18 protein-coding genes and 1 pseudogene are annotated in these 25,071 nt (G+C 64.4%); 13 read left to right on the top strand and 6 right to left on the bottom strand.

The genetic code is table 11. From position 1 onward, the window contains the following. Positions 1 to 39 precede the first annotated feature (39 nt). The 10 genes from BSF79_RS00090 to selD all read left to right on the top strand — a co-directional run bounded on the left by BSF79_RS00090 (position 40) and on the right by selD (position 15,523). Positions 40 to 624, top strand: coding sequence for an ANTAR domain-containing response regulator (locus tag BSF79_RS00090; protein WP_090266467.1), 585 nt, complete (start codon positions 40 to 42; stop codon positions 622 to 624). Further along, positions 621 to 1,796: an ABC transporter substrate-binding protein gene (locus tag BSF79_RS00085; protein WP_090266464.1), complete on the top strand. Its 1,176-nt coding sequence runs from the start codon at positions 621 to 623 to the stop codon at positions 1,794 to 1,796. Before BSF79_RS00090 ends, BSF79_RS00085 begins: the two co-directional genes overlap by 4 nt. A gap of 256 nt (positions 1,797 to 2,052) precedes the next feature. Next, positions 2,053 to 3,417: a CmpA/NrtA family ABC transporter substrate-binding protein gene (locus tag BSF79_RS00080; protein WP_090266462.1), complete on the top strand. Its 1,365-nt coding sequence runs from the start codon at positions 2,053 to 2,055 to the stop codon at positions 3,415 to 3,417. 80 nt (positions 3,418 to 3,497) lie between these two features. Continuing rightward, a complete protein-coding gene (locus BSF79_RS00075; RefSeq protein ID WP_090266459.1) occupies positions 3,498 to 4,592 on the top strand; it encodes an ABC transporter permease in 1,095 nt (364 codons plus the stop codon). 5 nt (positions 4,593 to 4,597) lie between these two features. After that, on the top strand, positions 4,598 to 6,286 hold the full coding sequence (locus BSF79_RS00070) for an ABC transporter ATP-binding protein (protein WP_175545220.1): 1,689 nt from the start codon (positions 4,598 to 4,600) through the stop codon (positions 6,284 to 6,286). A gap of 5 nt (positions 6,287 to 6,291) precedes the next feature. After that, complete coding sequence (nirB, locus tag BSF79_RS00065; RefSeq protein ID WP_090266454.1) at positions 6,292 to 8,736, top strand: nitrite reductase large subunit NirB; 2,445 nt, start codon at positions 6,292 to 6,294, stop codon at positions 8,734 to 8,736. Continuing rightward, on the top strand, positions 8,733 to 9,065 hold the full coding sequence (gene nirD / locus BSF79_RS00060; RefSeq protein WP_090266450.1) for a nitrite reductase small subunit NirD: 333 nt from the start codon (positions 8,733 to 8,735) through the stop codon (positions 9,063 to 9,065). The genes nirB and nirD overlap by 4 nt, the downstream gene beginning before the upstream one ends. A gap of 59 nt (positions 9,066 to 9,124) precedes the next feature. Beyond that, entirely contained in the window at positions 9,125 to 11,773 is a 2,649-nt protein-coding gene (locus BSF79_RS00055; RefSeq protein WP_090266446.1) for a nitrate reductase, read from the top strand. A gap of 56 nt (positions 11,774 to 11,829) precedes the next feature. Beyond that, positions 11,830 to 13,215 carry a siroheme synthase CysG gene (gene cysG, locus BSF79_RS00050; protein WP_090266442.1) on the top strand — a complete coding sequence of 462 codons (1,386 nt, stop codon included), beginning with the start codon at positions 11,830 to 11,832 and terminating at the stop codon, positions 13,213 to 13,215. A 115-nt stretch (positions 13,216 to 13,330) separates the two neighbouring features. Beyond that, entirely contained in the window at positions 13,331 to 15,523 is a 2,193-nt protein-coding gene (selD, locus tag BSF79_RS00045) for a selenide, water dikinase SelD (protein ID WP_090266439.1), read from the top strand. Here the strand turns inward: selD and mnmH are convergent. Beyond that, on the bottom strand, positions 15,520 to 16,563 hold the full coding sequence (gene mnmH, locus BSF79_RS00040; protein ID WP_090267789.1) for a tRNA 2-selenouridine(34) synthase MnmH: 1,044 nt from the start codon (positions 16,561 to 16,563) through the stop codon (positions 15,520 to 15,522). The genes selD and mnmH overlap by 4 nt on opposite strands. 248 nt (positions 16,564 to 16,811) lie before the next feature. On the opposite strand from mnmH, the gene BSF79_RS19650 reads away from it, so the two are divergent. Together BSF79_RS19650 and hemP are read left to right on the top strand one after the other, a co-directional pair. Further along, a complete protein-coding gene (locus BSF79_RS19650; RefSeq protein WP_175545219.1) occupies positions 16,812 to 16,976 on the top strand; it encodes a hypothetical protein in 165 nt (54 codons plus the stop codon). A 5-nt stretch (positions 16,977 to 16,981) separates the two neighbouring features. Further along, entirely contained in the window at positions 16,982 to 17,146 is a 165-nt protein-coding gene (hemP, locus tag BSF79_RS00035; RefSeq protein ID WP_245776293.1) for a hemin uptake protein HemP, read from the top strand. Between the two features lie 90 nt (positions 17,147 to 17,236). On the opposite strand, the gene BSF79_RS00030 is transcribed toward hemP, so the two are convergent. From BSF79_RS00030 to putA, 4 genes are all read right to left on the bottom strand, one after another. Then, positions 17,237 to 18,637, bottom strand: coding sequence for a TRAP transporter large permease (locus tag BSF79_RS00030; protein WP_090266431.1), 1,401 nt, complete (start codon positions 18,635 to 18,637; stop codon positions 17,237 to 17,239). Beyond that, positions 18,637 to 19,281: a TRAP transporter small permease subunit gene (locus BSF79_RS00025; protein WP_090266428.1), complete on the bottom strand. Its 645-nt coding sequence runs from the start codon at positions 19,279 to 19,281 to the stop codon at positions 18,637 to 18,639. Before BSF79_RS00025 ends, BSF79_RS00030 begins: the two co-directional genes overlap by 1 nt. Positions 19,282 to 19,370: 89 nt before the next feature. Beyond that, on the bottom strand, positions 19,371 to 20,387 hold the full coding sequence (locus BSF79_RS00020) for a C4-dicarboxylate TRAP transporter substrate-binding protein (RefSeq protein WP_090266424.1): 1,017 nt from the start codon (positions 20,385 to 20,387) through the stop codon (positions 19,371 to 19,373). A gap of 245 nt (positions 20,388 to 20,632) precedes the next feature. Then, positions 20,633 to 24,112 (bottom strand): bifunctional proline dehydrogenase/L-glutamate gamma-semialdehyde dehydrogenase PutA, encoded by a 3,480-nt coding sequence (gene putA, locus BSF79_RS00015; protein ID WP_090266420.1) that lies wholly within the window; start codon positions 24,110 to 24,112, stop codon positions 20,633 to 20,635. Positions 24,113 to 24,240: 128 nt separating this feature from the next. On the opposite strand from putA, the gene BSF79_RS00010 reads away from it, so the two are divergent. After that, positions 24,241 to 24,711 (top strand): Lrp/AsnC family transcriptional regulator, encoded by a 471-nt coding sequence (locus BSF79_RS00010; protein ID WP_090267786.1) that lies wholly within the window; start codon positions 24,241 to 24,243, stop codon positions 24,709 to 24,711. A 61-nt stretch (positions 24,712 to 24,772) separates the two neighbouring features. Here BSF79_RS00010 and BSF79_RS00005 read toward each other — a convergent pair. Further along, positions 24,773 to 25,071 (bottom strand): annotated as a pseudogene (locus tag BSF79_RS00005) (FAD binding domain-containing protein); the annotation flags it as partial.

The following is a 25,071-nucleotide window of genomic DNA, read 5'->3' as shown; positions in this document are numbered from 1 at the left end:
CGCTAAACCCGGATCAGGCGACGCAGGAACCCGACCGAATTGGCCAAGAACCTCTCCATCATCATCGTTGAAAAAGACCGCGATCGCGCGTTGCAGATCGTGGACAGCCTGCGTGCGTCCGGCGACTATGAAATCTCGGTCATCTCCGAGGAATCCGGTCTTGCCCGCCGCATCGCCCAGATGAAGCCCGACGTGGTGCTGATCGACATGACCAACCCGTCGCGTGACACGCTGGAAGAACTGGCGCTGGCCTCTGGCCCGATGGACCGACCCGTCGCGATGTTCGTGGACCGCTCGGACGACGGGCTGACCAAAGCCGCGATCGAAGCAGGCGTGTCGGCCTATGTGGTCGACGGCATGCGCGCGGACCGGGTCAAACCGATCCTCGACGCCGCGATCACCCGCTTCCACATGTTTCAGCGGATGCGCGCCGAACTCGCCGCCACCAAACTGGCACTTGAGGAGCGCAAGACCCTGGACCGCGCCAAAGGTATCCTGATGAAGGCCCGTGGCATCGACGAAGACGCAGCCTATGCGCTGCTGCGCAAAACCGCGATGGATCAGGGCCGCAAGGTCATCGACGTCGCACAGGCGCTGGTCATGGCGGCGGGGCTGCTGGCATGAACGTGACCCTGAATGCCGGTTTCATCGCACTGGTCGATGCCGCCCCGCTGATCATCGCCCATGAACTGGGCTTCGCCGAAGAAGAAGGCCTGGACCTCAACCTGCGCAAGGCGCCCTCGTGGTCCACCCTGCGCGACCTGCTGGCGCTGGGTCAGATCGAAGCCGCGCATATGCTGGCCCCCACCCCCGTCGCCATGGCGCTGGGTCTTGGCGGCATGACCACCCGGCTGGATGCTTTGTCAGTGCTGTCCGTCAATGGCACCGTGATTGGTGTGTCGCCCGCGCTGGCCGCGACCCTGCGCAGACAGGGCTTCGGTTTTGACTTCGCTGATGCCGGGGCCGCAGGGCGGGCGTTGATTGCCACCGGGCAGCGGCTGCGCATCGGCGTGCCCTTCCCGTTCTCGATGCACGCCGAACTGCTGTACTACTGGCTCAGTTCTCTGGGCCTGCCCGCGCCGCAAGCGCTGGATATCCGCACCGTTCCCCCGCCTCTGATGGCTCAGGCCATGGCTGCGGGCGAGATTGACGCCTTCTGCGTTGGCGAACCCTGGGGCTCGATCGCGGTCGAAACCGAAGTGGGCGAATTGCTGCTGCCCGGCGCCGCGATCTGGGGCTTTGCGCCGGAAAAGGTGCTCGCCGTGCGCCACGACTGGGCCGAGGCCGACCCGGACCTCACTGGCCGCCTGATGCGCGCGGTCTGGCGGGCCGGGCGCTGGCTTGGCAGTCCTGGCAACAGCACCACCGCCTCGGAAATCCTGTCGCGCCCCGCCTATCTGGGCGTCCCCCCCGAGGTGATCGACCGCGCCCTGTCTGGCCGTCTGGTGATCTCGCCACGCGGCGAACAGCGCCTCGTGCCCCACTTTCTGGAGTTCTATTCCGGCGCCGCCACATTCCCGTGGAAATCGCAGGCCGCCTGGATTGGCGCGCAGATCGCCGCGCGGATGGGGCTGGACCGGGCCGACGCCGTCAACCGCGCCCGCGCCGTGTTTCGCAGTGACCTCTACCGGCTCAATCTGGCCAAAACCACCGCCGACCTGCCCGGCGCCTCCGAGAAGCTCGAAGGCTCGCTGAGCCGCGAAACCGCCGTCTCTTCGGATTCGGGCAAGCTGTTTTTGATGCCGGACCGGTTCTTCGATGGCCGAATTTTTGACCCCTCCCTTCCACAGGGATGAAAAAATAGGCACTTCATCGGCTCTGGCGCCGCATTGCAGCAATTACCGGCAAAATTCGGCCCGCGCCCCTTGCGCCCCCAGCGACTCAGGGCGCAATATGGCTTCACAAGACGGAACAATGGCGTTCCATCTTGGAAATTCCCCCGAAGATCGGGATACCCGGAGCAAAGCCGCTCGACCCTCTGTTCAATACAGAGCGCGTCAGCGGCTTTTTTTGTTTTTGCCCAAACCGACCCACAGTGAGGACAGACAGACCATGAAACGTATTGCTTCCATTCTTGCAGCCACCACCATGCTGGTGACCCCGGCCATGGCCGAAATGCTGGATGTCGAAAAAGACGAACTGAAGTTCGGCTTCATCAAACTGACCGACATGGCGCCGCTGGCTATCGCCTACGAGAACGGATATTTTGAAGACGAAGGCCTGTTCGTCACCCTCGAAGCGCAAGCCAACTGGAAAGTGCTGCTGGACGGCGTGATCGGCGGACAGCTTGACGGTGCCCACATGCTGGCCGGTCAGCCTCTGGCCGCCACGATCGGCTTCGGCACCGAAGCCCACATCATCACCCCCTTCTCGATGGACCTGAACGGCAACGGTATCACCGTTTCCAACGATATCTGGGCCCAGATGAAGGAATTCGTGCCGCACGAAGACGGCAAGCCGGTGCACCCGATTTCCGCCTCGGCGCTGGCGCCGGTTGTCGCGTCCTACAAGGATCAGGGCAAGCCGTTCAACATGGGCATGGTGTTCCCGGTCTCCACGCATAACTACGAACTGCGCTACTGGCTTGCCGCTGGCGGCCTTCAGCCGGGCTATTACTCGCCTGCCGACGTGACCGGCCAGATCGGCGCCGATGTGCTGCTCTCCGTCACTCCGCCGCCGCAGATGCCCGCCACAATGGAAGCTGGCACCATCTATGGCTACTGCGTGGGCGAGCCGTGGAACCAGGCCGCCGTGTTCAAAGGCATCGGCGTTCCGGTCATCACCGACTATGAGCTGTGGAAGAACAACCCCGAAAAGGTCTTCGGCCTGTCGGCTGAGTTCCAGCAGGAAAACCCGCAAACCACCATCGCCATCACCAAGGCGCTGATCCGCGCCGCGATCTGGCTGGATGAGAACGACAACGCCAACCGCCCCGAAGCGGTGGAAATCCTGTCGCGCTCGGAATACGTCGGGGCCGATGCCGAAGTCATCGCCAACTCGATGACCGGCACGTTTGAGTACGAAAAAGGCGACAAGCGCGAGGTCCCCGACTTCAACGTGTTCTTCCGCTATAACGCAACCTACCCCTACTACTCCGACGCGATCTGGTACCTGACCCAGATGCGCCGCTGGGGGCAGATCGCCGAAGCCAAGCCCGACAGCTGGTACGACGAAGTCGCCAAATCGGTCTACAAGCCTGACATCTATCTGACCGCCGCCAAGATGCTGGTCGAAGAAGGCCTTGCTGACGCCGCCGATTTCCCCTTCGACAGCGATGGCTACAAGGAACCGACCCCGGCCTCCGATGTGATCGACGGGATCGGCTATGACGGCAAAACGCCCAACGCCTACCTCGACAGCCTGCCGATCGGCCTGAAAGGCGCGCAGATCGTCGATGGCAACCAAGTCAAGGGCTAACCCCCCTCGCAGGCCGGGCGGACACGCGCCGCCCGGCCTCCCACTCTTTTCTCCAACGCCGACAGCGCAGGATTGACACCATGACCGCCATCGACCCGCAGACCCTGTCCGAGGCCGACAAGACCGCCGCCAAAGAGGCCCGCCGCGCCCGGACATTCACCCGCATCAACAAGCTTGACCCCTGGGTCAAAGTTCTGGGCCTGGCCTGGATCACCCCGATCCTCAAAGCCATCGCCGGTGACAACCCGCGCGCGCAGGGCAAGGAAATCTGGCAATTGCTGGGGGTGCCTTTGCTGGCCATTCTGGCCTTCCTGATGATGTGGAGCGTGCTGGCCCCCAAGGTGCAAACCTCGCTTGGCGCCATCCCCGGCCCCGCCGCCGTGTGGGAACAGGTCGAATACCTGCACGCCGACCATATCCGCGAGAAACAGAAAGCCGCCGCTTTCTATGACCGTCAGGATGTACGCAACGAAAAACTGATCGCAGCAGGCAAACCCGAAAGCGTGAAATACCGCACCTATACCGGCAAGCCGACCTATTACATGCAGATCTGGACCTCGATCAAAACCGTGTTCTTCGGCTTTCTGATCGCCACCGCCGTGGCCGTACCGCTTGGCATCGCCGCCGGTCTGTCGAAAACCGCCAATGCCGCGATCAACCCGATCGTGCAAATCTTCAAACCCGTTTCGCCGCTGGCCTGGCTGCCGATCGTCACCATGATCGTCTCGGCGGTCTATGCCACCAACGACGGGTTGTTTTCCAAATCCTTCCTGATCTCGGCCATCACCGTGACGCTGTGTTCGCTGTGGCCGACGCTGATCAACACCGCGCTTGGCGTGGCCTCGATCGACAAGGATCTGGTCAACGTCTCGAAGGTTCTGAAAATGAACACCTGGACCAAGATCACCAAGCTGGTGCTGCCCTCGGCCCTGCCGCTGATCTTCACCGGCCTGCGGCTGTCGCTCGGGGTTGGCTGGATGGTGCTGATCGCCGCTGAAATGCTGGCGCAGAACCCTGGTCTTGGCAAATTCGTCTGGGACGAGTTCCAGAACGGCAGCTCGCAATCGCTGGCAAAAATCATGGTCGCCGTCTTTACCATCGGCATCATTGGCTTCCTGCTCGACCGCGTGATGTTCGCTCTGCAATCGCTCCTTACCTTCAGCGAAAACCGGTGAACGCCATGACAGTCCTCTCATTCAAGAATGTGTCCAAAAGCTTCGGCGAAGGCGCGACGCGGCAGGATGTCCTCAAAAACATCACGCTCGATGTGGAAGAAGGCGAATTTCTGGTCCTGCTCGGCTTCTCCGGCACCGGAAAGACCACGCTGATCAACCTGATGGCCGGGCTGGAAATGCCCACCAGCGGCGCGGTCACCTTCAAGGGCCAGCCGATCACCGGCCCCGGCCCCGAACGCGGCGTGATCTTTCAGAACTACTCGCTGATGCCGTGGCTGACCGTGAACGGCAACGTCAGGCTGGCGGTGGACACGATGTTCCCGAACCTGTCCAAGGCGGAAAAGGCCGAAAAGGTCGCCCACTATGTCAACATGGTCGGGCTGCCCCACGCGGCCCAACGCCGCCCGGCCGAGCTGTCAGGCGGCATGCGGCAGCGTGTCAACGTGGCGCGTGCGCTGGCCATGAACCCCGAGGTCCTGCTGCTCGACGAGCCGCTTTCGGCGCTTGATGCGCTGACCCGCGCCAATCTGGCGGACGAGATCGAGCACATCTGGGAAGCCGACAAAAAGACCTGCGTGCTGATCACCAATGACGTCGATGAAGCGATCATTCTGGCCGACCGCATCATCCCGCTGAACCCCGATGGCACGCTGGGCGATGCCTTTGCCGTCGACATCCCCCGCCCCCGCGACCGGGTCGAGATGAACCACCACGACGGCTTCAAGAAACTGCGCGCACAGGTCACCAACTACCTGATGGATATCGGCATCGAGGCCAAGACCGAAGGCACCCGCACCCTGCCGAACGTCACCCCGATCCACGGCACCGCCGAAGACATTCCCGCCGCCGTGGCCAAGGCTCAGGACGGTATGATCGACCGCAACTTCCTTGACTTCTCGCAGTTGCACAAAGTCTATCCCACGCCCAAAGGCCCCCTGACCGTGGTCGAGGATTTCAACCTCAAACTGAACCGGGGCGAGTTCATTTCGCTGATCGGCCACTCGGGCTGCGGCAAATCCACCGTGCTGACCATGGCCGCCGGTCTGAATGACATCTCCAAAGGTGCGATCCGCCTTGATGGTCGCCACGTCGAAGGCGCCGATCCCGAACGCGCCGTGGTGTTCCAGTCACCCAACCTGTTTCCCTGGCTGACCGCCAAGGAAAACGTCGCCATCGGCGTCGACAAGGTCTATCCCCGCGCCAGTCAGGCCGAGCGTCAGGAGGTGGTGGAATACTACCTCGAACGTGTCGGGCTTGGCGATGCGATGGACCGCCCCGCCGTCTCGATGTCGAACGGCATGAAACAGCGCGTCGGCATCGCCCGCGCCTTCGCCCTCAGCCCCAAACTGCTGCTGCTGGATGAACCCTTCGGCATGCTCGACAGCCTCACCCGCTGGGAGCTGCAAGAGGTCCTGATGGAAGTCTGGTCGCGCACCAAGGTCACCGCCGTCTGCGTCACCCATGACGTCGACGAGGCCATCCTGCTGGCCGACCGCGTTGTGATGATGACCAACGGACCACAAGCCACCATCGGCAAGATCGTTGACGTAAACCTGCCCCGCCCGCGCACCCGAAAAGCGCTGCTGGAGCACCCAGATTACTATACATACCGTCAGGAAGTACTTGATTTCTTGGAGGAATACGAACACGGAGCCAAACCCGCACCGAAACCCAAACCCATCGCAGCGGAGTGAATGCCATGAAACAAAAACTCATCGTAATTGGTGCGGGCATGGCCTCTGGCCGCGCGCTCGAGCACCTGCTGGACACTGCGCCCGACGCGTATGATGTCACGCTTTTCAACGCGGAACCGCGCGGCAACTATAACCGGCTGATGCTGTCGCCGGTCCTGTCGGGCGAAAAGACCTACGAAGAAATCGTCACCCATGACGCCGACTGGTACGAGGCGCGCGGCGTCACCTGCCGCTTCGGCGAGAAGATCCTGAAGATCGACCGCGAGCGCAAGGTCGTGATCAGCGAAAACGGTGAAACCCCGTATGACAAGCTGGTGCTGGGCATGGGCTCGAACCCGTTCATCATTCCGCTGCCGGGCCACGATCTGGAAGGTGTGATCGCCTATCGCGATCTGGAGGACACCAACCGCATGATCGAACTGGGCGCCAAGCCCGGTGCCCGTGCCGTGGTCATCGGCGGCGGCCTTCTGGGGCTAGAGGCCGCCGCAGGCCTGAAAGCACGCGGTGTCGATGTAACCGTGGTGCATATCATGGGCCACCTGATGGAACGTCAGCTTGACGAGGCCGCAGGCTACCTGCTGCGCAAGGCTCTGGTGGATCGCGGTATCACCGTTATGTGCTCGGCCAACTCCAAGGAAATCGTTGGCGAAAACGGCCACGTCAAGGCGCTGATGCTGGATGACGGCACTGAACTGCCCTGCGATCTGCTGGTCATGGCCGTGGGCATCCGCCCGGCCATCGCCCTGGGCAAGGACAACGGTCTGGCCGTCGGTCGCGGCATCCATGTCGATGATCAGATGATCACCTCCGACCCCGACATTCTGGCGCTCGGCGAATGTGTCGAACATGACGGCGCCATCTTCGGCCTCGTCGCGCCGCTCTATGACCAAGCCAAGGTTGTCGCCAAAACCCTGCTGGGCGAACCAGCGAAATTCGTCAACAAAGAGGTCTCGACCAAGCTGAAAGTCACCGGTTGTGACCTGTTCAGCGCAGGCGACTTCGCCGAGGGCGAAACCCGCGAAGACATCGTGTTCCGCGATCCCTCGCGCGGCGTCTACAAGCGGCTGGTGATCGAGGACAACAAGATCGTCGGCGCGGTGATGTACGGCGATACCGCCGACGGCACCTGGTTCTACAACCTGATCAAGGACGGCGAGGACATCTCCGAGATGCGCGAAACGCTGATCTTTGGGCCTGCCTATCAGGGGGGGGCCGCATCGGACCCTTTGGCAGCCGTTGCAGCCTTACCGGCTGACGCAGAAATCTGCGGCTGCAACGGCATATGTAAAGGTCAGATCGTCACCGCCATCGAAGGCGGTGCCCATACCCTCGAAGACGTGCGTGCCCAAACCAAGGCCAGCGGATCGTGCGGCACCTGCACCGGCCTGGTCGAACAGGTTCTGGCGGTCACGCTGGGCGACGAATTCGTCATGCCCACGTCGAAATCCATCTGTGGCTGCACCGATCTGACGCACGAAGACGTGCGCCGCCTGATCAAATCGTCCGAGCTGCAATCCCAACCCGCCGTCTGGCAGGAACTGGGCTGGAGCACCCCCAACGGCTGCCATGTCTGCCGTCCGGCGATCAATTACTACCTGCTGGCCGACTGGCCGCTGGAGTATCAGGACGATCCGCAATCGCGCTTCGTCAACGAACGCAACCACGCCAACATCCAGAAAGACGGCACCTATTCCGTCGTTCCGCGGATGTGGGGCGGTATCACCACCCCGGCCGAACTGCGCGCCATCGCCGACGCGGCTGACAAATACAACGTCCCCACCGTCAAGGTCACCGGCGGTCAGCGGATCGACCTTCTGGGCGTGCGCAAAGAGGATCTGCCCGCCATGTGGTACGACCTCAATCAGGCCGGCATGGTCTCGGGCCACGCCTATTCCAAAGGCCTGCGCACGGTGAAAACCTGCGTCGGCTCCGATCACTGCCGCTTCGGCACGCAGGATTCGACCGGGCTGGGTATCAAGCTGGAAAAACTGCTCTGGGGCTCGTGGACCCCGCACAAGGTCAAACTCGGCGTCTCGGGCTGCCCGCGCAACTGTGCGGAATCCACCTGCAAGGATGTCGGCATCATCTGCGTCGACAGCGGCTATGAAGTGTCGGTTGCCGGGGCCGCAGGCATGGACCTCAAGGAAACCGAAGCGCTGGCCAAGGTCGCAACCGAACAGGAAGCGATCGACGTCACCACCGCCTATATTCAGATCTACCGCGAGAACGCGAAATATCTGGATCGCGGCTATAAATGGGTGGCCAAGGTCGGTCTGGACTGGGTCAAGGCGCAGGTTGTCGATGACCTCGACAATCGCAAAGCCCTGATCGAGCGCTTCGAACTGTCGCAAACCATCTATCGCAAGGACCCCTGGGCCGCCCACGCCGCCCCGGAAGAGGCACCCAAATTTGCCCCCCTTGCGGACCTGACACTGGAGGCTGCGGAATGAGCTGGCTTGATATTGGCGCCCTGGAAGACATCCCCCTGCGCGGTGCCCGCATTGTGAAAACCACGCTTGGCTGCGTGGCGGTGTTCCGCACGTCCGAGGCCGAAGTCTTCGCCACCTCGGACCGCTGCCCCCACAAGGGCGGCCCCCTGTCCGAAGGCATCGTGCACGGAAAATCCGTCACCTGCCCGCTGCACAACTGGGTCTTCAGTCTGGAAACAGGCACGGCTCAGGGCGCCGACGAAGGCCAGATCGACACCTTCGAAACCAAAGTCGAAGCCGGGCGCATCCTGCTGGATGCCGCCCGCCTGACCAAGCAGGCCGCCGCCTGAAGATCCTGCGCCCCGCCCCTCATGGGCGGGGATCCACGACCTGACCCAAGGGCAGAGCCATGAACAAGACCGTTGCGATCGACCCCCCCTGCGCCATCCGTACAACCTGTCCCTATTGCGGCGTTGGCTGCGGGGTTCTGGCCACGCCCGACGGCGCAAACGGGATGACCATCAAAGGCGACCCCGATCACCCCGCCAACTTCGGCAGGCTGTGTTCGAAAGGTTCGGCACTTGGCGAAACCACCTCGCTTGATGATCGCCTGCTGCACCCGCAGGTGAACGGCGAACGCGCCAGCTGGGACAGCGCGCTTGATCTCGTGGCAAAGAAATTCCGCGAAACCATCGCCCTGCATGGCCCCGACAGCGTTGCCTTCTACGTCTCGGGTCAGTTGCTGAGTGAAGATTACTATGTCGCCAACAAGCTGATGAAAGGCTTCATCGGCTCGGCCAATATCGACACCAACTCGCGGCTCTGCATGGCCTCGACCGTGGCCGGGCACAAACGCGCCTTCGGCACCGATACCGTGCCCGGGCTTTATGCGGATCTGGAACAGGCCGACCTGATCGTGCTGACCGGCTCCAACCTCGCGTGGTGCCACCCGGTGCTGTATCAGCGCATCGTCGCCGCCAAAAAGGCCCGCCCGCAGATGCAGGTCGTCAACATCGACCCGCGCCGCACCGCCACCTGCGACATCGCCGATCTGCATCTGGCGCTTGCCCCCGGCAGCGACGTGGCCCTGTTCAACCGCCTCCTGGCCGAGATCCAGCAACAAGGCGCGCTCGACGCGGCCTTCGTTGCCGATCACGTCGATGGGTTCGAGGCCGCACTGGACGCCGCCAGCAGCTGCGACAGCAGCATCACCGGCCTCAGCGAGGCGCAGATCCAGCAGTTTTGCAACATGTGGATCAGCACCGGCAAAGTCGTCACCGTGTTTTCCCAAGGCGTCAACCAATCCAACGCGGGCACCGATAAGGTCAACGCCATCACCAATTGCCACCTTGCCACCGGCCGCATCGGCAAGCCCGGCATGGGGCCGTTCTCTGTCACAGGACAGCCCAACGCCATGGGCGGGCGCGAAGTCGGCGGTCTGGCCAATATGCTGGCCTGCCACCTTGATCTGGAAAACGCCGAACACCGCTCCGCCGTCAAAACCTTTTGGGAAGCCCCCCAGATGCCGGAAGAGGCCGGGTTGAAAGCCGTCGACATGTTCCGTGCCGTCGGCGCGGGCAAGATCAAGGCGCTGTGGGTGATCTGCACCAACCCCGCCGTCTCGATGCCCGATGCCGATGCCGTGCGCGACGCGATCGCGGGTTGCGATTTCGTCGTGGTCTCGGACCTGACCGCCGATACCGATACCGCCAAGCTGGCGCATGTGATCCTGCCCGCCACCGGCTGGGGCGAAAAAGACGGCACCGTCACCAATTCCGAACGCTGTATCTCGCGCCAGCGCGCCGTGCTGCCGCCCCCCGGCGAGGCCCGCCACGATTGGGACATTCTGGCCGACGTTGGCCGCCGCATGGGCTTTCACGCCGCCTTCGATTACCAATCCCCGGCCGAGATTTTCCGCGAATACGCCGCCCTTTCCGGCATCGCCGGTCAACTGGGCCGCGATTTCGACATCTCCGGTTTGGTCGAGATGTCGGATGACGAATTCGACAACATGATCCCGCTCTACTGGCCGGTGAATGCCGCCCGCGCGGGCGGGCGCTTCTTTGGCGACGGGCGGTTCTTTACTCCCTCGGGCCGCGCGCGGATGCTGCCGATCCACTTCCGCACCGCCCTGACCCAGCCCACGCCCGAATATCCGTTCCGGCTCAATACCGGGCGGGTGCGCGACCACTGGCACACCATGACCCGCACCGCCAAATCGCCGCGCCTGTCGCAGCACCTGGCCGAGCCCTTCGTCGAACTGCACCCTGCCGAGGCCGAGGCCCTTGGCCTCAAACCCGCCGATCTGGCCCGCGTCACCAGCCCGCAGGGCAGCGCCCTGCTGCGGGTGCTGATCACCGACCGCATCGGGCGCGGACAGGCCTTCGCGCCGATGCACTGGACCGCGCAATATGCCTCCGCGGGCCGCGTTGATGCGCTGGTCGCCGCGATCACCGATCCGGTCTCGGGCCAACCCGCCTCCAAAAGCGCGGTGGTGCAGATCGAGAAATACGACGCCGCCTGGTATGGCTTCGCCATCTCCACCCGCGCCCCCGATCCGCGCAGCCCCTATTGGGCCAGCGCCCGCGCCCCGCGCGGCTGGCGGATCGAACTGGCCGGAACCGAAACCCCCGAGGATTGGGAGGCCTATGCCCGCGCCCTGCTCGGCACCCCCGACGCACAGGCCCTCTCGGTGCAGGACCCGGCCAAAGGCGCCGCCCGCATCGCGCTGGTCGAAGACGGCGCGCTGACCGGCGCGCTGTTCATCGCCCGCGCCCCGGTCCCGGTCTCGCGCAGCCACCTGGTGCACCTGATCGGCGGCGCGCCGCAAGATGCACTGGCCGGACGCCCCGCCGCCAACCGCCCCGACCCCGGCGCCACGATCTGCGCCTGTTTCGATGTCGGCGTGAATACCATCCTCACCGCCATCACCGAACAGCACCTGCTCAGCGTCGATGCCATCGGCGAGGCGCTGAATGCGGGCACCAACTGTGGCTCGTGCCGCCCCGAACTGGCCGCCCTTCTGGCCTCGACCCAAGTCCCCGCAGCTGCGGAATAACTCTTGCTCTGCGTCAATTTGGCGTTATGTGACCCCGGATAAGGAGAAAAGCGCGCATGAAATCCTTCCCGATGTTTCTGCGAATGGCAGACCGCCGCGTTGTCATCGCGGGCGGCGGCGAACAGGCCGCGCAAAAAGCACGCCTTGTCCTCAAGACCGAAGCCGCGCTGACCTTCCTCGCCCCCACGCTTGATGACGAACTTGCCGCCATCGTCGCATCGGGCCGCGCCAACCACGATGCGGGGCCAATCACCCTCGACAGCTTTGCCAATACCGCGCTGGTGTTCATCGGCACCGGCTGCCCCGGAAACGATGCCGCCCTGCACGCGCTGGCCAAACAGGCCGGTGCCACCGTCAATGTCGTCGATCAGCCCGACCTGTGCGATGCCACCACCCCCTCGATCGTGGACCGCGACCCGGTTGTCGTCGCCATCGGCACCGAAGGCACCGCGCCGGTGCTGGCCCGCCGCCTGAAAACCGACATCGAACAGATGCTCGACCCCCGCCTTGGCAGCTTCGCCGCCCTCGCAGGCCGTCTGCGCAGCGCCGTCGCCGCGCATGTCCCGCGGGATCAACGCCGCGCCTTCTGGCGCTGGACCTTCAACGGCACCCCGTGGCAAAGCCACAAACGCGGCGCCGAGCGTGAAGCCGCAGACCTGCTTAAAACCGCCATCGCCGGACACGGCGCGCCGGGCACCCCGGCACAGGGCCAGATCACCCTTGTCGGTGCCGGCCCCGGTGCCCGTGACCTGCTGACCCTGCGCGCGGTCGAACGCCTGCAAGAGGCCGACGTGATCTTCTACGACCGCCTTGTCGACCCCGATGTGCTGGAACTGGCCCGCCGCGATGCCGAACGGGTGTTTGTCGGCAAAACCCTTGGCACCACCCAATGGCCGCAGGACCGCATCAACGAGGTGATCCTCTCGGCCGCCCGTCAGGGCCGCCGCGTCGTGCGGCTGAAATCCGGCGACCCCTCGATCTTTGGCCGCGCGACCGAGGAGCTTGAAACCGCCCGCGCCGCCAATATCCCGGTGGAAATCGTGCCCGGTGTCACCGCCGCCAGCGCTGCTGCCGCCGCCCTTGGCCGCCCGCTGACCGAACGCGGCCAGACTGATCGCGTGACCTTCGCCACCGGCACCTGCCGCCCCGGCGACGATACCCCCGACTGGGCCGACATGGCCCTGCCCGGCACCACGCTGGTGCTGTATATGGCCGTGACCAAAGCCGCCGAGGTGCAGGACAACCTGCGCGCCTCCGGCCTGCCCGCCACGACCGAGGTCGAGATCGTCGGCAGCGCCACCCACGCGCATCAGAAAATCGCCCGCTGCACGCTGGACGCGCTGGCCGCCACCATTCAGGCCGAGGCCATTACCAACCCCGCCGTCCTGCTGATCCGCCACCCCAAGGCGCAACCCGCCACCAAGATCAGCCTCGCAACCTAAGGCCCAAACCGCCCAAGACACCGGCCCCGCTGCATTTGGCCTCATAGCCATCGCCGCCGTCCCGCGCTACACCTGCCTGCACCACCCGCCGGACGGACAGCACAAAGGCCACCAAATGCAGCCACAGATCCCCCTGACCCGCGACCTCGTTCTGATTGGCGGCGGCCATACCCACGCGCTGGTGTTGCGAAAATGGGCGATGCGCCCGCTGCCCGGCACCCGCGTGACCGTGATCAACCCCGGCCCCACCGCGCCCTATTCCGGCATGCTGCCCGGCCATATTGCCGGGCACTATACCCGTGACGAGCTGGAAATCGACCTCGTGCGCCTCGCCCGCTTTGCCGGGGTGCGGCTGATCCTTGATCGCGCCACCGGGCTTGATCCCGTCACCCGCAGCATCCGCTTGGAAAACCGCGCGCCGCTGCCCTATGACGTCGCCTCGGTTGATATCGGCATCACCGCCGAAATGCCTGACCTGCCCGGCTTTGCCGAACACGCCACCGGCGCCAAGCCGCTCGATACCTACGCCGCGCGCTGGCAGGCGTTTCTGGCCACCGCCCGCGCCACCGGCTCCGCTGCAGGCCCCGTCGCCGTGATCGGCGCAGGCGTCGCCGGGGTCGAACTGGCCATGGCCATGGCCCACGCCCTGAAGCAAGCCACCGGCAGCGCCGATGTCACGGTGATCGAGGCCTCCGATCAGCTCTCCGGCCTCGCCCCCGCGACCCAGGCCCGCCTGCGCCGCGCGCTGGATGAGGCCGGTGTAACGCTGCGGCTCTCGACCCGCATCAGCCAGATCACCGCCGACGGCCCGATGCTTTCCGGTGGCACGCTCTTGCCCGCCGCGCTCACCATCGGCGCCGCCGGGGCGCGGCCGCACGATTGGCTGCAGGCAACGCCGCTGCCGCTGACCGATGGCTTCATTGATGTCGGCCCCACCCTGCAAGCGACAGGCTTTGCTGACCTTTTCGCCACCGGCGACTGCGCCCACCTGACCCACGCCCCGCGCCCCAAAGCGGGCGTCTTCGCCGTGCGCGAGGCTCCGATCCTCTATCACAACCTGCGCGCCCGCCTGACCGGCCACCCCCTGCGCCCGTTCCACCCGCAAAAGGATTACCTCAAGCTGATCTCGCTTGGCGGCAAATCCGCGCTGGCCGAACGCTATGGCCGCCCCTTCGCCGGGCCGCTGCTGTGGCAGCTGAAAAACCGCATCGACCGCAAGTTCATCGACAAATTCCACGACCTGCCCGCCATGCCCCACCCCGATCTGCCGCCCGAGATCACCCTCGGCGTCACCGACGTGCTGAAGGGAAACCAACCGATGTGCGGCGGCTGCGGCTCCAAGGTCGGCTCGGCCACGCTGACCCAAGCCCTCGCCACCCTGCCCAGCCTGCACCGCCCCGATGTGCTGACCGGCGCGGGCGACGATGCCGCCGTGCTGGCCATTGGCGGCACGCAACAGGTGATCACCACCGACCACCTGCGCGCCTTCACCGAAGACCCCGCGCTGATGGCCCGGATCACCGCCGTGCACGCACTTGGCGATGTCTGGTCGATGGGCGCCGCCCCGCAAGCCGCCCTTGCCAGCATCATCCTGCCGCGCATGTCCGACACCCTGCAACGCCGCACCATGACCGAAATCATGACCGCCGCCACCGAGGTGTTCCACGCCGCCGGGGCTGAAATCGTCGGCGGTCACACCACCATGGGCCCCGAGCTGACCATCGGCTTCACCGTCACCGGCCTGACCGACCACGCCATCACCCACGCGGGCGCACAGCCCGGCGATGTGCTGATCCTCACCCGGCCGCTGGGCACCGGAACGCTGCTTGCCGCCGAAATGCAAAGCCGCGCACGGGGGCGCGATATCGCTGCCGTACTGCACGCCATGGCGCAGTCCCAGGCGCAATCCGCCAGTATCCTCGCCCGTGCCCACGCCATGACCGACGTGACCGGCTTTGGCCTTGCGGGCCACCTGCAAGCCATCTGCCAAACCTCTGGCACCGCAGCACAGATCGACCTCAGCGCGCTGCTGTTCTATGATGGTGCGCTGGATCTGGCCGCCACGGGCATCCGCTCCACGCTCTACCCGGACAATCTTGCCGCCGCCCCCGTCGTCACCGCCAACAATATCGCTGCCGATGATCCCCGCGTCCTGCTGCTGCACGATCCGCAAACCGCAGGTGGCCTGCTGGCCGCCGTCGCCGCCGATCAGGCCGACGCGCTGCTGGGCAAACTCCACGCCGCCGCGATCCCCGCCGCGCGCATCGGGCAGTTGACCGATGGCCCGCCCACAGTCACCTGCCGCTAGTCCGCTGCCGCCAATATCTGCGGCACCGCCGCCGCCAGCGCCGCATCATCCAGCGCCGCCAGCTCCAGCACCGCCAAAGGCGCGTTGGCCCGGCGCGACGACCGCAGATATCCCGGATCGTAATGCACCTGCACCAGATCCGCCGCCAAAGCCGCAAATTCACCCTGCCGTGCCAAGGCCTGCCACGCCTCGACCTGCGCATGACCGTGATACCGCGCCAACGGCGCCAACCGCGCGCACAGCGCCTCGGCATCGCTCAGAATATCGCCATAGGCCTGCACCAGATACGCGGCCCGCACCGCAATCGGCGCCTCGACCCGCAGATGATCGGCCTTCAGCATCGCCTGCCACAGGCTGGGCGGCACGATCAGCCGCCCGATCTTGTTGCTCTCGGCCTCGACAAACACCGGGCGCGTCGGGTCCAGCCGCACCAACGCCATCGCCAACCGCGATTCGAACATCTTCTGCGAGGGCTGCCCACCGGGCCACCCACCCAGCAACGACCCGCGATGCTCGGCCATCCCCTCCAGATCCAGAACCTGCGCCCCGGCCTGCGCCAGATGATGCAACAACCGCGTCTTCGCCGTGCCGGTGCCACCGTCAATCAGCACCAAACGCGGCACCACCGGCGCATCATACAGCGCCTGCACCACCAACCGCCGATAACTGCGATACCCGCCATCAATCAGCCCGACACGCCAGCCCACCTGCCCCAGAATCAGCGCGAACGATCCCGACCGCTGCCCGCCGCGCCAGCAATACACCAGCGGCCGCCAGCCACCGGACCGATCCGCCAGCGCGCCCTGCAAATGCCCCGCCGCATTGCGCGCCACCAAAGCTGCTCCGATCTTGCGCGCCAGAAACGAATCCTCCTGCACATAGATCGTGCCAACCTCGGCGCGCTCGGCATCGCTCAGAACCGGCAGGTTGATCGCGCCGGGAATGTGATCCTCGGCGAATTCCGACGGCGACCGCACGTCGATCACCTCGTCAAAAGGCAACTCCGCCAGTTCCGTCAGTGATGTCAGTGCCTGTTTCATCGACCGGCCTCCTTGCGCGCCCGGCCCTTCTACGCCAACGCCCCGCGCACCACCAGCCCACCCCCGGCCCGCTGCCGATACGCCATATTGACCGCGCATTAAGCACGCACCGGGGAAATTCAATCAGGGTGCGACACCTTGGCTTGACATACCTTACTATTTAAGTCACCTTTATTGCATATCCAGCCACCGCCCAGCGTCCGCGCCTTGGCGACAGCCCGATGCCACGTAACCAAGGGACGTTCGCAATGAGAAACGCGCAGACCACCATGGCCGGACCGCCCCGATACGCGGGTCCAGCCGCCCATGACCGACCACTTCTTCTGTCGCTCTGGACAGACTCCGGCATCGCCGGGGCCTTTACCCTCGAATGGCTTCTGGACCGGCTCGACCAGCAGGAGAAAACCATATGACCACCATGAGACTGAACCGCGACGGCGCCAGCGAAGTGCCGATCCCGCGCCTGCCCACCCATAACGCGATGGAGCTGACACAGGGCGGCACCCAAGCACAGATCGTGCTGGGCGATCAGATCTACAGCCTGCGCATCACCCGCGCCGGCAAGCTGATCCTGACCAAGTAACCATCGTACAGGCCCACAATGCAAAAACGGCGCCCCCGGATATGGGAGCGCCGTTTTCTGTTTGCCTGCCGTCTTACCCGGCATCCGTCCCTATGCCAGCGAGGGCAACCACAGCACGATCCACGGGAAGGCAACCAACAGCCCGATCGTCACCGCGTCGGCGATGAAAAACGGCGTCACGCCCCAGAACACATCCTGCACGCTCAGATCATCACGCACCCCGGCGACAACGAAACAGTTCAGCCCGATCGGCGGTGTGATCAGACAGAACTCGGCCATCTTCACCACCAGGATCCCGAACCAGATCGCGCACATCGGCCCCGACATGCCAAAGGCACTGTCGGCGGCACTGACGAATTCACCACCATTCAGCGCCATGACCGCCGGATACACCACCGGCAACGTCAGCAGCAGCATCCCGATCGCATCCATGAACATGCCCAGCACCGCATAGGCCAGCAGGATAAAGATCAGCGTCATCATCGGCGGCTGGTGCAGGCTGGTAATCCAGTCTGAAAACGCCCCCGGCAGATCGGCAAACCCAAGGAAGCGCACATAGATCAGCACGCCCCAGATGATGGTAAAGATCATCGCCGACAGCTTGGCCGTCTCCAGCAGCGCATCCTTGAACTGCCCCCACCGCATCCCGCGCAGCAAGGCCATCAAGAACACCACAAAGGCCCCCAATGCCCCGCCCTCGGTCGGCGTGCCCCAAGGGTCGCCGCCAAACGGGTTGTAGATGAAGAAGATGATCACCAGCACCACGAAAAAGATCGGAAAGGCCGGCGGCAACGACGTCAGCCGCTCTTTCCAGCTATAGCCGCGCACCGGCGGGCCGAAGCTGGGCCAAAGCACCGCCATCCCCATGATCAACGAGGCATAGACCACCGCCGAAAACGCCCCCGGAATGAAGCCCGCCAACAACAGCTTGCCCACGTCCTGCTCCACGATGATCGCATAGATCACCAGAATCGCCGAGGGCGGGATCAGACTGGCCAGCGTCCCCGCTGCCGCCACAACCCCGGCTGCGAACCGCTTGTCATACCCGACCTGCAACATCTCGGGGATCGCGATACGCGCAAACACCGCCGAGGTCGCCACGCTGGCCCCCGACACCGCTGCAAACCCCGCCGTGGCGAACACCGTCGCCACCGCCAAACCGCCCGGCACCCAGCCGACCCAGCGCTTTGCCGCCTCGAACAGCGCCTTGGTCAGCCCGGCATAATACGCCAGATACCCGATCAGAATGAAGGTCGGGATCAGGCTCAGCGCCTGACTGCTGACCTTCGAATGCGGCACCTGACCCGCGGTTTTCACCGCCACCGTCAACGCCCAGCCAAAGTCCTCGGGGTCGTACCCCTTCTTGGCCCAGAAAATCCAGACCAAGCCGATCAGCCCGGTCAGACCGGCGGCAAACGCCACCCGCATCCCCAGCAGCACGAACACCAGCATAAGACCCGAAACGACAATCCCAATTTCAACCGAGTCCATCAGCGGCCCCCTTCATCTTCAAAGCCACCAACATGCAGCGCCTCTTCGGCCGCCTGCGCTGCCGCCGACATCACCAACGGCACCGCCACCGGCTCGCTCAGCCCCAAGACCAACGCCCGGCCATAGCCCCAAACCTGCAACGCCATGCGCAGGCACAACACCGAAAACGCCACCGGCGCCAACAACTTGGCAGGCCACAGCGGCAGGCTGATGTCGATCGAACTGTCGCGGCTCCACAGCGGCGCGGTGAAATCAAAACTACGCTGGAAATGCGCCCAGCTGCCCCAGACCAACAGCATCATCAGCCCCAGCATCACCACCCCGGTAATCAGCTCGGCCGACCACAGCATGCGGCCATTCAGCCGTCCCACCAGAATATCCATGCGAATATGCCCGCCGTCGCGCTGGGTATAGGACACGCCCAAAAAGGCGATCAGCGGCATCGCCTGCTCGATCCAGTCCACATACCCCGGCAACGGCTGGTTAAACAGGTTGCGCCCGCTCACCGAGATCACCGCCAGCAGCATCAGCGAAAACACCGCCAACCCGGCGATCAATGCCATCCCGGTCTCGATCCGGTAAAGTTTCTGGTCCAGACGGCTCAGAATCGAGCCATCCTCCAGCACAGCCGAACTTCCCGCCATGCGTGCCCCCTGTTCTTATTGTTATCCCGAAAGACAGTAAGACCGCCCCGACATCCCAGATGCCGGAACGGTCCGCTTTCTCAAGTCGCTCAGTTTGCCGCGCGGGTCTCTGCCAGCGTGGTCATCATCAGATCGTACAGTTCCTGCGCCGGAATGCCCTGCGCCGTCATGTCTGCGATCCACTTTTCACGAATCGGATCGGCCGCGACCGCGTGGAACTTGGTCAGCTCCTCGTCGCTGATCATGACCTTCTGCACGTTCTTCTCGGTCAGAACCTCGTCCCAACGGGTCAGCAGCTTGCCATAGTTCTCGACATAGAAGGCAATCGACTCGTCAACCGAGCCATCCAGCGCCGCGCGGTGCTCGTCCGACAGATCCTCATAGGCGTCGATATTCACCACCACCGGGCAGTTGACCGTGCCGGGGTTCAGGTTCGCCGTCCACCAGGTCGCCTGATCAATGGTGCGGAACGACAGATGCGCGTGCGGAGCAAAGGCCACCGTGTCGACAACGCCGGATTCCATCGCGCTATACGCTTCTGTTGCCGTCACCGAGGTCGGTACCGCGCCGACTTTCTCGAACGCCTGCCCGATCCCGCCGGTTGCACGCACCCGCATGCCCGCCATCTTCTCCAGCGTGTCACGCGGCTCGCTGGTGCCCACAATGTTGTACTGCGGCATTGGCGAGGTCATCAGCAGCTTGGCATTCCAGCGCGCCAGATCCTTGGCTACTGCCGGGTGGGCATAAACCGCGTGGCTGATCGCCACTTCCTCGGTCAGGTTGTTGACGCCCAGAAACGGCAGTTCCAGAACGGTGATGGTCGGGTTCTTGTCGCGGTGATACCCGGCACAGAACTGCGCCATCTCAAACGCGCCGATGCTGATCCCATCCAGGTTCTCACGGTTCTTCGACAGACCACCATAGCTGATGTTCATCGTGAACTCGCCGTTGGTCTTGGCCGAAACCAGCTCAGCCAGCTTTTCGACGTGCTCGGTGAAGGCGCGGCGCTTGCCCCAGACCGAAACGTTCCATTCAACAGCCATCGACTCGGTTGCAAAACCAATGGCAAGGGCCGCAACAGCAGCCTTCGTCAGCAAATGTTTCATGCAATTCTCCCTTTCGTAGCCACTCCCATGGGCCACTTGCGGCGAAAGCTAGCCGACAGGGCTGCGCCTGCCAAGCCTTAAGCGCCCGATCCGGTCCTATCTACCGGATAGTGGGTAGGCCGCTCTGCCTGCTCTCGCGCCGCCCCCTGCGGCCCCGGCACGCAACCTTGCAAAGGTCGCTTGGAAAGGTCGCCTGGCCGGTGCACGGGCGGTGCACGCATGGTGCACGCCCTGTGCCCGGCGTTTTACGCCTCTCCCGCCGCCAGCAAGGCCGCATTTCCGCCCGCCGCGGTGGTGTCCACACAGACATGCCGCTCCAGCACGCACCGCGCCGCCAGATCGGTCCCGCACACCAGCGAAATCAGCGCCCCGGCGCGCTTGGCCAGCGCGTTCCGGGTGGCACTCAAGTCCTCATCCTCTCCATAAAGTGCCACAAGATCAACACCTTGCAGATGCTCCAGCGCCCCGCGCGGCAGCACGCCATCAAACCCCAGCGCCGCCGGAATGCCCGGTGCCACCGCCAGCGCCTGACAGCCATTGTCCATCGCGACCCGCGCCTGATCCATCGCCTCTTGCGCCGTTGGTCCCAGACACAAAACCGTGCCGCGCCCATAGGTCGACAACCGGTTCGATTCCCCCGTCACCCCCGGCAATTCCACCGCCGACAGCTTGGGAAGGTCAAGCCTTTTCAACACCTTGAGCCGCGCTTGCACCTCGGCCACATCCACCGCCTCGCCGTCCTGCGCGGGCGATTCCAGCCGCTCAACCGTCTTGAAGCGCGGCAGATAAGACGGCCCCCCAGCCTTCGGCCCGGTCCCCGACAGCCCCTCGCCGCCAAACGGCTGACTGCCGACAATCGCCCCGATCTGGTTGCGGTTGACATAAGCATTGCCCACCTTCAGCCGCGCCGTCACCTGCTCCACCCGTCCATCAATCCGCGTGTGCAGCCCAAACGTCAGCCCATAGCCGCTGGCATTCACCGCATCCACCACCGCATCAATCTGATCCGCCTTGAATGTCGCAACATGCAAAACCGGCCCGAAAATCTCGCGTTTCAAGTCACTTAGGCCCCGGACCTGAACCACGGCCGGTCCGATGAAATGCCCCGTTTCCGGCGCATTGACCCGGTGCAAAATCCGCCCCTCTGCCTGTGCCTGATCCAAATATGCTGCGAAATCCGCCTGCGCCCGCGCATCAATCACCGGCCCCACATCGGTCTCGTGCGCCCATGGGTTGCCCAGCGTCAGCTCGTCCATCGCCCCGAACAGCATTCTGGTTAAGCTTGGCGCGATATCCTCTTGAATATAAACACATCTCAAGGCCGAGCATCGCTGACCCGCCGACTGAAACGCCGAGGCGATGATATCGCGTACCACCTGTTCCGGCAGCGCCGTGCTGTCCACGATCATCGCGTTCAACCCGCCGGTTTCCGCGATCAACGGCGCATCTGCTGCCATGCCCTTGGCCATCGCCCGATTGATCCGCTGCGCCGTCGCCGTGGAGCCGGTGAAACACACCCCGTTCACCCGCGCATCCCCGGTCAGGGCCGCGCCCACAACCGCACCATGCCCCGGTAGCAGCTGCAAAACATCGCGCGGCACCCCGGCTTCGTGCAGCATCTGCACCGCCAGATGCGCCACCAACCCCGTCGCCTCGGCCGGTTTCGCCAGCACGCCATTGCCCGCCGCCAAAGCCGCGCCAATCTGGCCCGAAAAAATCGCCAGCGGGAAATTCCACGGTGAAATGCAGCTGAACACACCCCGCGCTGCGCGCTCGTCGTCCAACCCACGCGCCGCATAATAGCGCAGGAAATCAACCGCTTCGCGCAATTCCGCCACCGCGTCGCGCGGGGTTTTCCCTGCTTCACGTGCCAGAACCGCGAACAGCTCGCCAAACCGCGCCTCATAGAGATCCGCCGCCCGGTTCAGCACCGCCGCCCGCTCTGTCGCCGGGGCATCCCAAACCCGCGCCGCCGCCAAAGCCGCTTCTACGTCCTCCGCCGCGCACAGCACAACCTGCCCGACCACATCCGCCGGATCGGCCGGGTTGAGCACCTGATGCGCCTCGCCGCCGGTAACCCCGACCGCGATCAACGGCCCCGCCTGCCACTGATGCGCCCGGAACGGCGCCCGCGCCGCTTCGATCCGCGCCAGATCGCGCGCCTCGTGCAAATCGAACCCGATCGAGTTGGGCCGCTCTGGCGCAAACAGCTCCGCCGGTGCCACCACCCCACGCGCCTGCGCGCCCTCAAGCCCATCAAACGGATCGGCAGCCACAACGGCAGGCGGCACATCCTCATCCACGATCTGGTTCACAAAGCTGGAGTTCGCGCCGTTTTCCAACAGCCGCCGCACCAGATAGGCCAGCAAATCCCGATGCGCCCCCACCGGCGCATAGATCCGGCACCGCGTTTTTTCTGCCTTGATCACAACGTCATGCAGAACATCACCCATGCCATGCAAGCGCTGGAACTCAAACAATTTCCTGTCGTCTGCCATCTCCAGAATTGCCGCTACGGAATGGGCGTTATGCGTGGCAAACTGCGGATAGATCCGGTCGGTCATAGCCAGCAATTTGCGCGCGCAGCACAGATAGGACACATCCGTCGCCACCTTGCGCGTCAGCACCGGAAAGCCCTCCAGCCCCTCAACCTGCGCCCGCTTGATCTCGCTGTCCCAATAGGCGCCCTTGACCAACCGCACCATGATCCGCCGGTCCAGATCATCCGCCAGCGTATAGAGCCAGTCCAGCACCGGCGCCGCGCGCTTGCCGTAAGCCTGCACCACCACGCCAAACCCGTCCCAGCCCGCCAGCCGCGGATCGCGCAACACCGCCTCGATCACGTCCAGCGACAGATCCAGCCGGTCCGCCTCTTCCGCGTCAATATTCAGCCCCATGCCTGCGTCCCGCGCCGCCAGCGCAAGCGCCAGCGTGGCGGGCACCAGTTCGGCCAAAACCCGCTCCCGCTGCCCTTCCTCGTACCGCGGATGCAGCGCGCTCAGCTTGATCGAAATACCCGGGTTTTCGCGGATATCCCCCGACCGGCATTCCCCCGCCAGCCGCGCAATCGCATCGGCATAGGCCGCGTGATACCGCGCCGCATCCGCCGCCGTCAGCGCCGCCTCGCCCAGCATATCATAGGAAAACGTGTACCCCTGCGCCGCACGCGTGCCACCGCGCTTGACCGCCTCGGCAATGTCGCGACCCAGCACAAACTGATGCCCCAGCTCTTTCATCGCGCGACTGACCGCCGACCGGATCACCGGCTCGCCCAACCGCTTGACGGCCGCATGCAGCGTCTTCGCCACACCCGGCCCCTCATCCTCTTTCAACACCCGCCCCGTCAGCATCAACGCCCAGGTCGAGGCATTGACCAACGAGGACGAAGATTTGCCCAGATGCGCGCCCCATTCCGACGGCGCGATCTTGTCCTCGATCAGCTCGTCCATGGTTTCGCGGTCCGGCACCCGCAGCAGCGCCTCGGCCAGACACATCAGCGCGATACCCTCCTTGGTCGACAGCCCGTACTCCGACAGGAACACTTCCATCAACCCCGGCTTCCCCGCCCCGCGGATCGCCTGCACCAACCCCTTGGCGCGGTCATGTGCCCGGCTCCGCACGCCCTCATCGGGGGCGTCGGCCGCACACAGATCATTCAAAAGCGCGCCCTCAGGGCGATGCAGGGCCGCGCGGATCGCCGCACGCAGGGGAACAAGACGGGACATCAGGCAAAGCTCCGACAAATTGGGGGGATACCGCCATATATTAGCAGATAGCCAAAAGTCACATTTCCTGTAGAATGGAAATTCACAGCCATTCCGCCCGATTTCAAAATCAAATTCAGGCCACACCCATGCAGACCATTCAGAACACAGACGATCTGGACCGTATCGACCAAAAAATCCTGCGCGTGCTGGCAACCGATGGGCGTCTGCCCGTCACCGAACTGGCCCGCACCGTCGGCCTGTCCAAAAGCCCCTGTCAGGTGCGGCTCAAGCGGCTTCAGGATGAAGGGTTCATTCAAGGGTTTCGCGCGGTTCTGAACCCCGAACGTCTGGGGCTGGAGCACGTCGCCTTTGCCGAGGTCAAACTGACCGACACCACCGAAAAGGCGCTGACCGCTTTCAATCGCGCGGTCATGAGTGTCCCCGAGATCGAGCAGTGCCACATGATTGCAGGTTCCTTCGACTACCTGCTGAAAATTCGCACCGCAGACATTCAAGGCTACCGCCGCGTGCTGGGCGAAACAATTTCCGCCCTGCCGTACGTCGGATCAACCTCGACCCACGTATCGATGCAGGCGGTCAAAGACAGCGCCTTTTGATCCAAGCACCACCGCGCGCAAAACGCGGGCGGGGCGCGGCCCCCGCCCTTGCGCCAGCCTTTCAGCCAGCCGCCGTCACCGCCCGTCCCGTCAGCACGCCGATCAGATGCGCGCGGTAGGCTGGTGTGGCGTGCAGGTCGCCGATCAGCCCGTCTGCGTCCACGCTCAGCCCCGCCAGCGCCGCCGGGCTGAAATTCGCCGTCAGCGCCGCCTCGGCCTCGGCCCAGCGAAACACGCCGCCCTCGGACGCGCCGGTCACCGCCACGCGCACGCCGTCGGCGTATTTCGCCACGAACACGCCCACCAGCGCGAACCGCGACGCGGGCTGCGCGAACTTCTGATAATTCGCCGCCTCAGGCA

The organism is Thalassovita taeanensis, from assembly GCF_900110775.1.
Lineage (GTDB): Bacteria > Pseudomonadota > Alphaproteobacteria > Rhodobacterales > Rhodobacteraceae > Litorimicrobium > Litorimicrobium taeanense.
The sequence above is the reverse complement of the archived record's forward strand: the minus strand, read 5'-3'. Positions and strand labels throughout refer to the sequence as shown.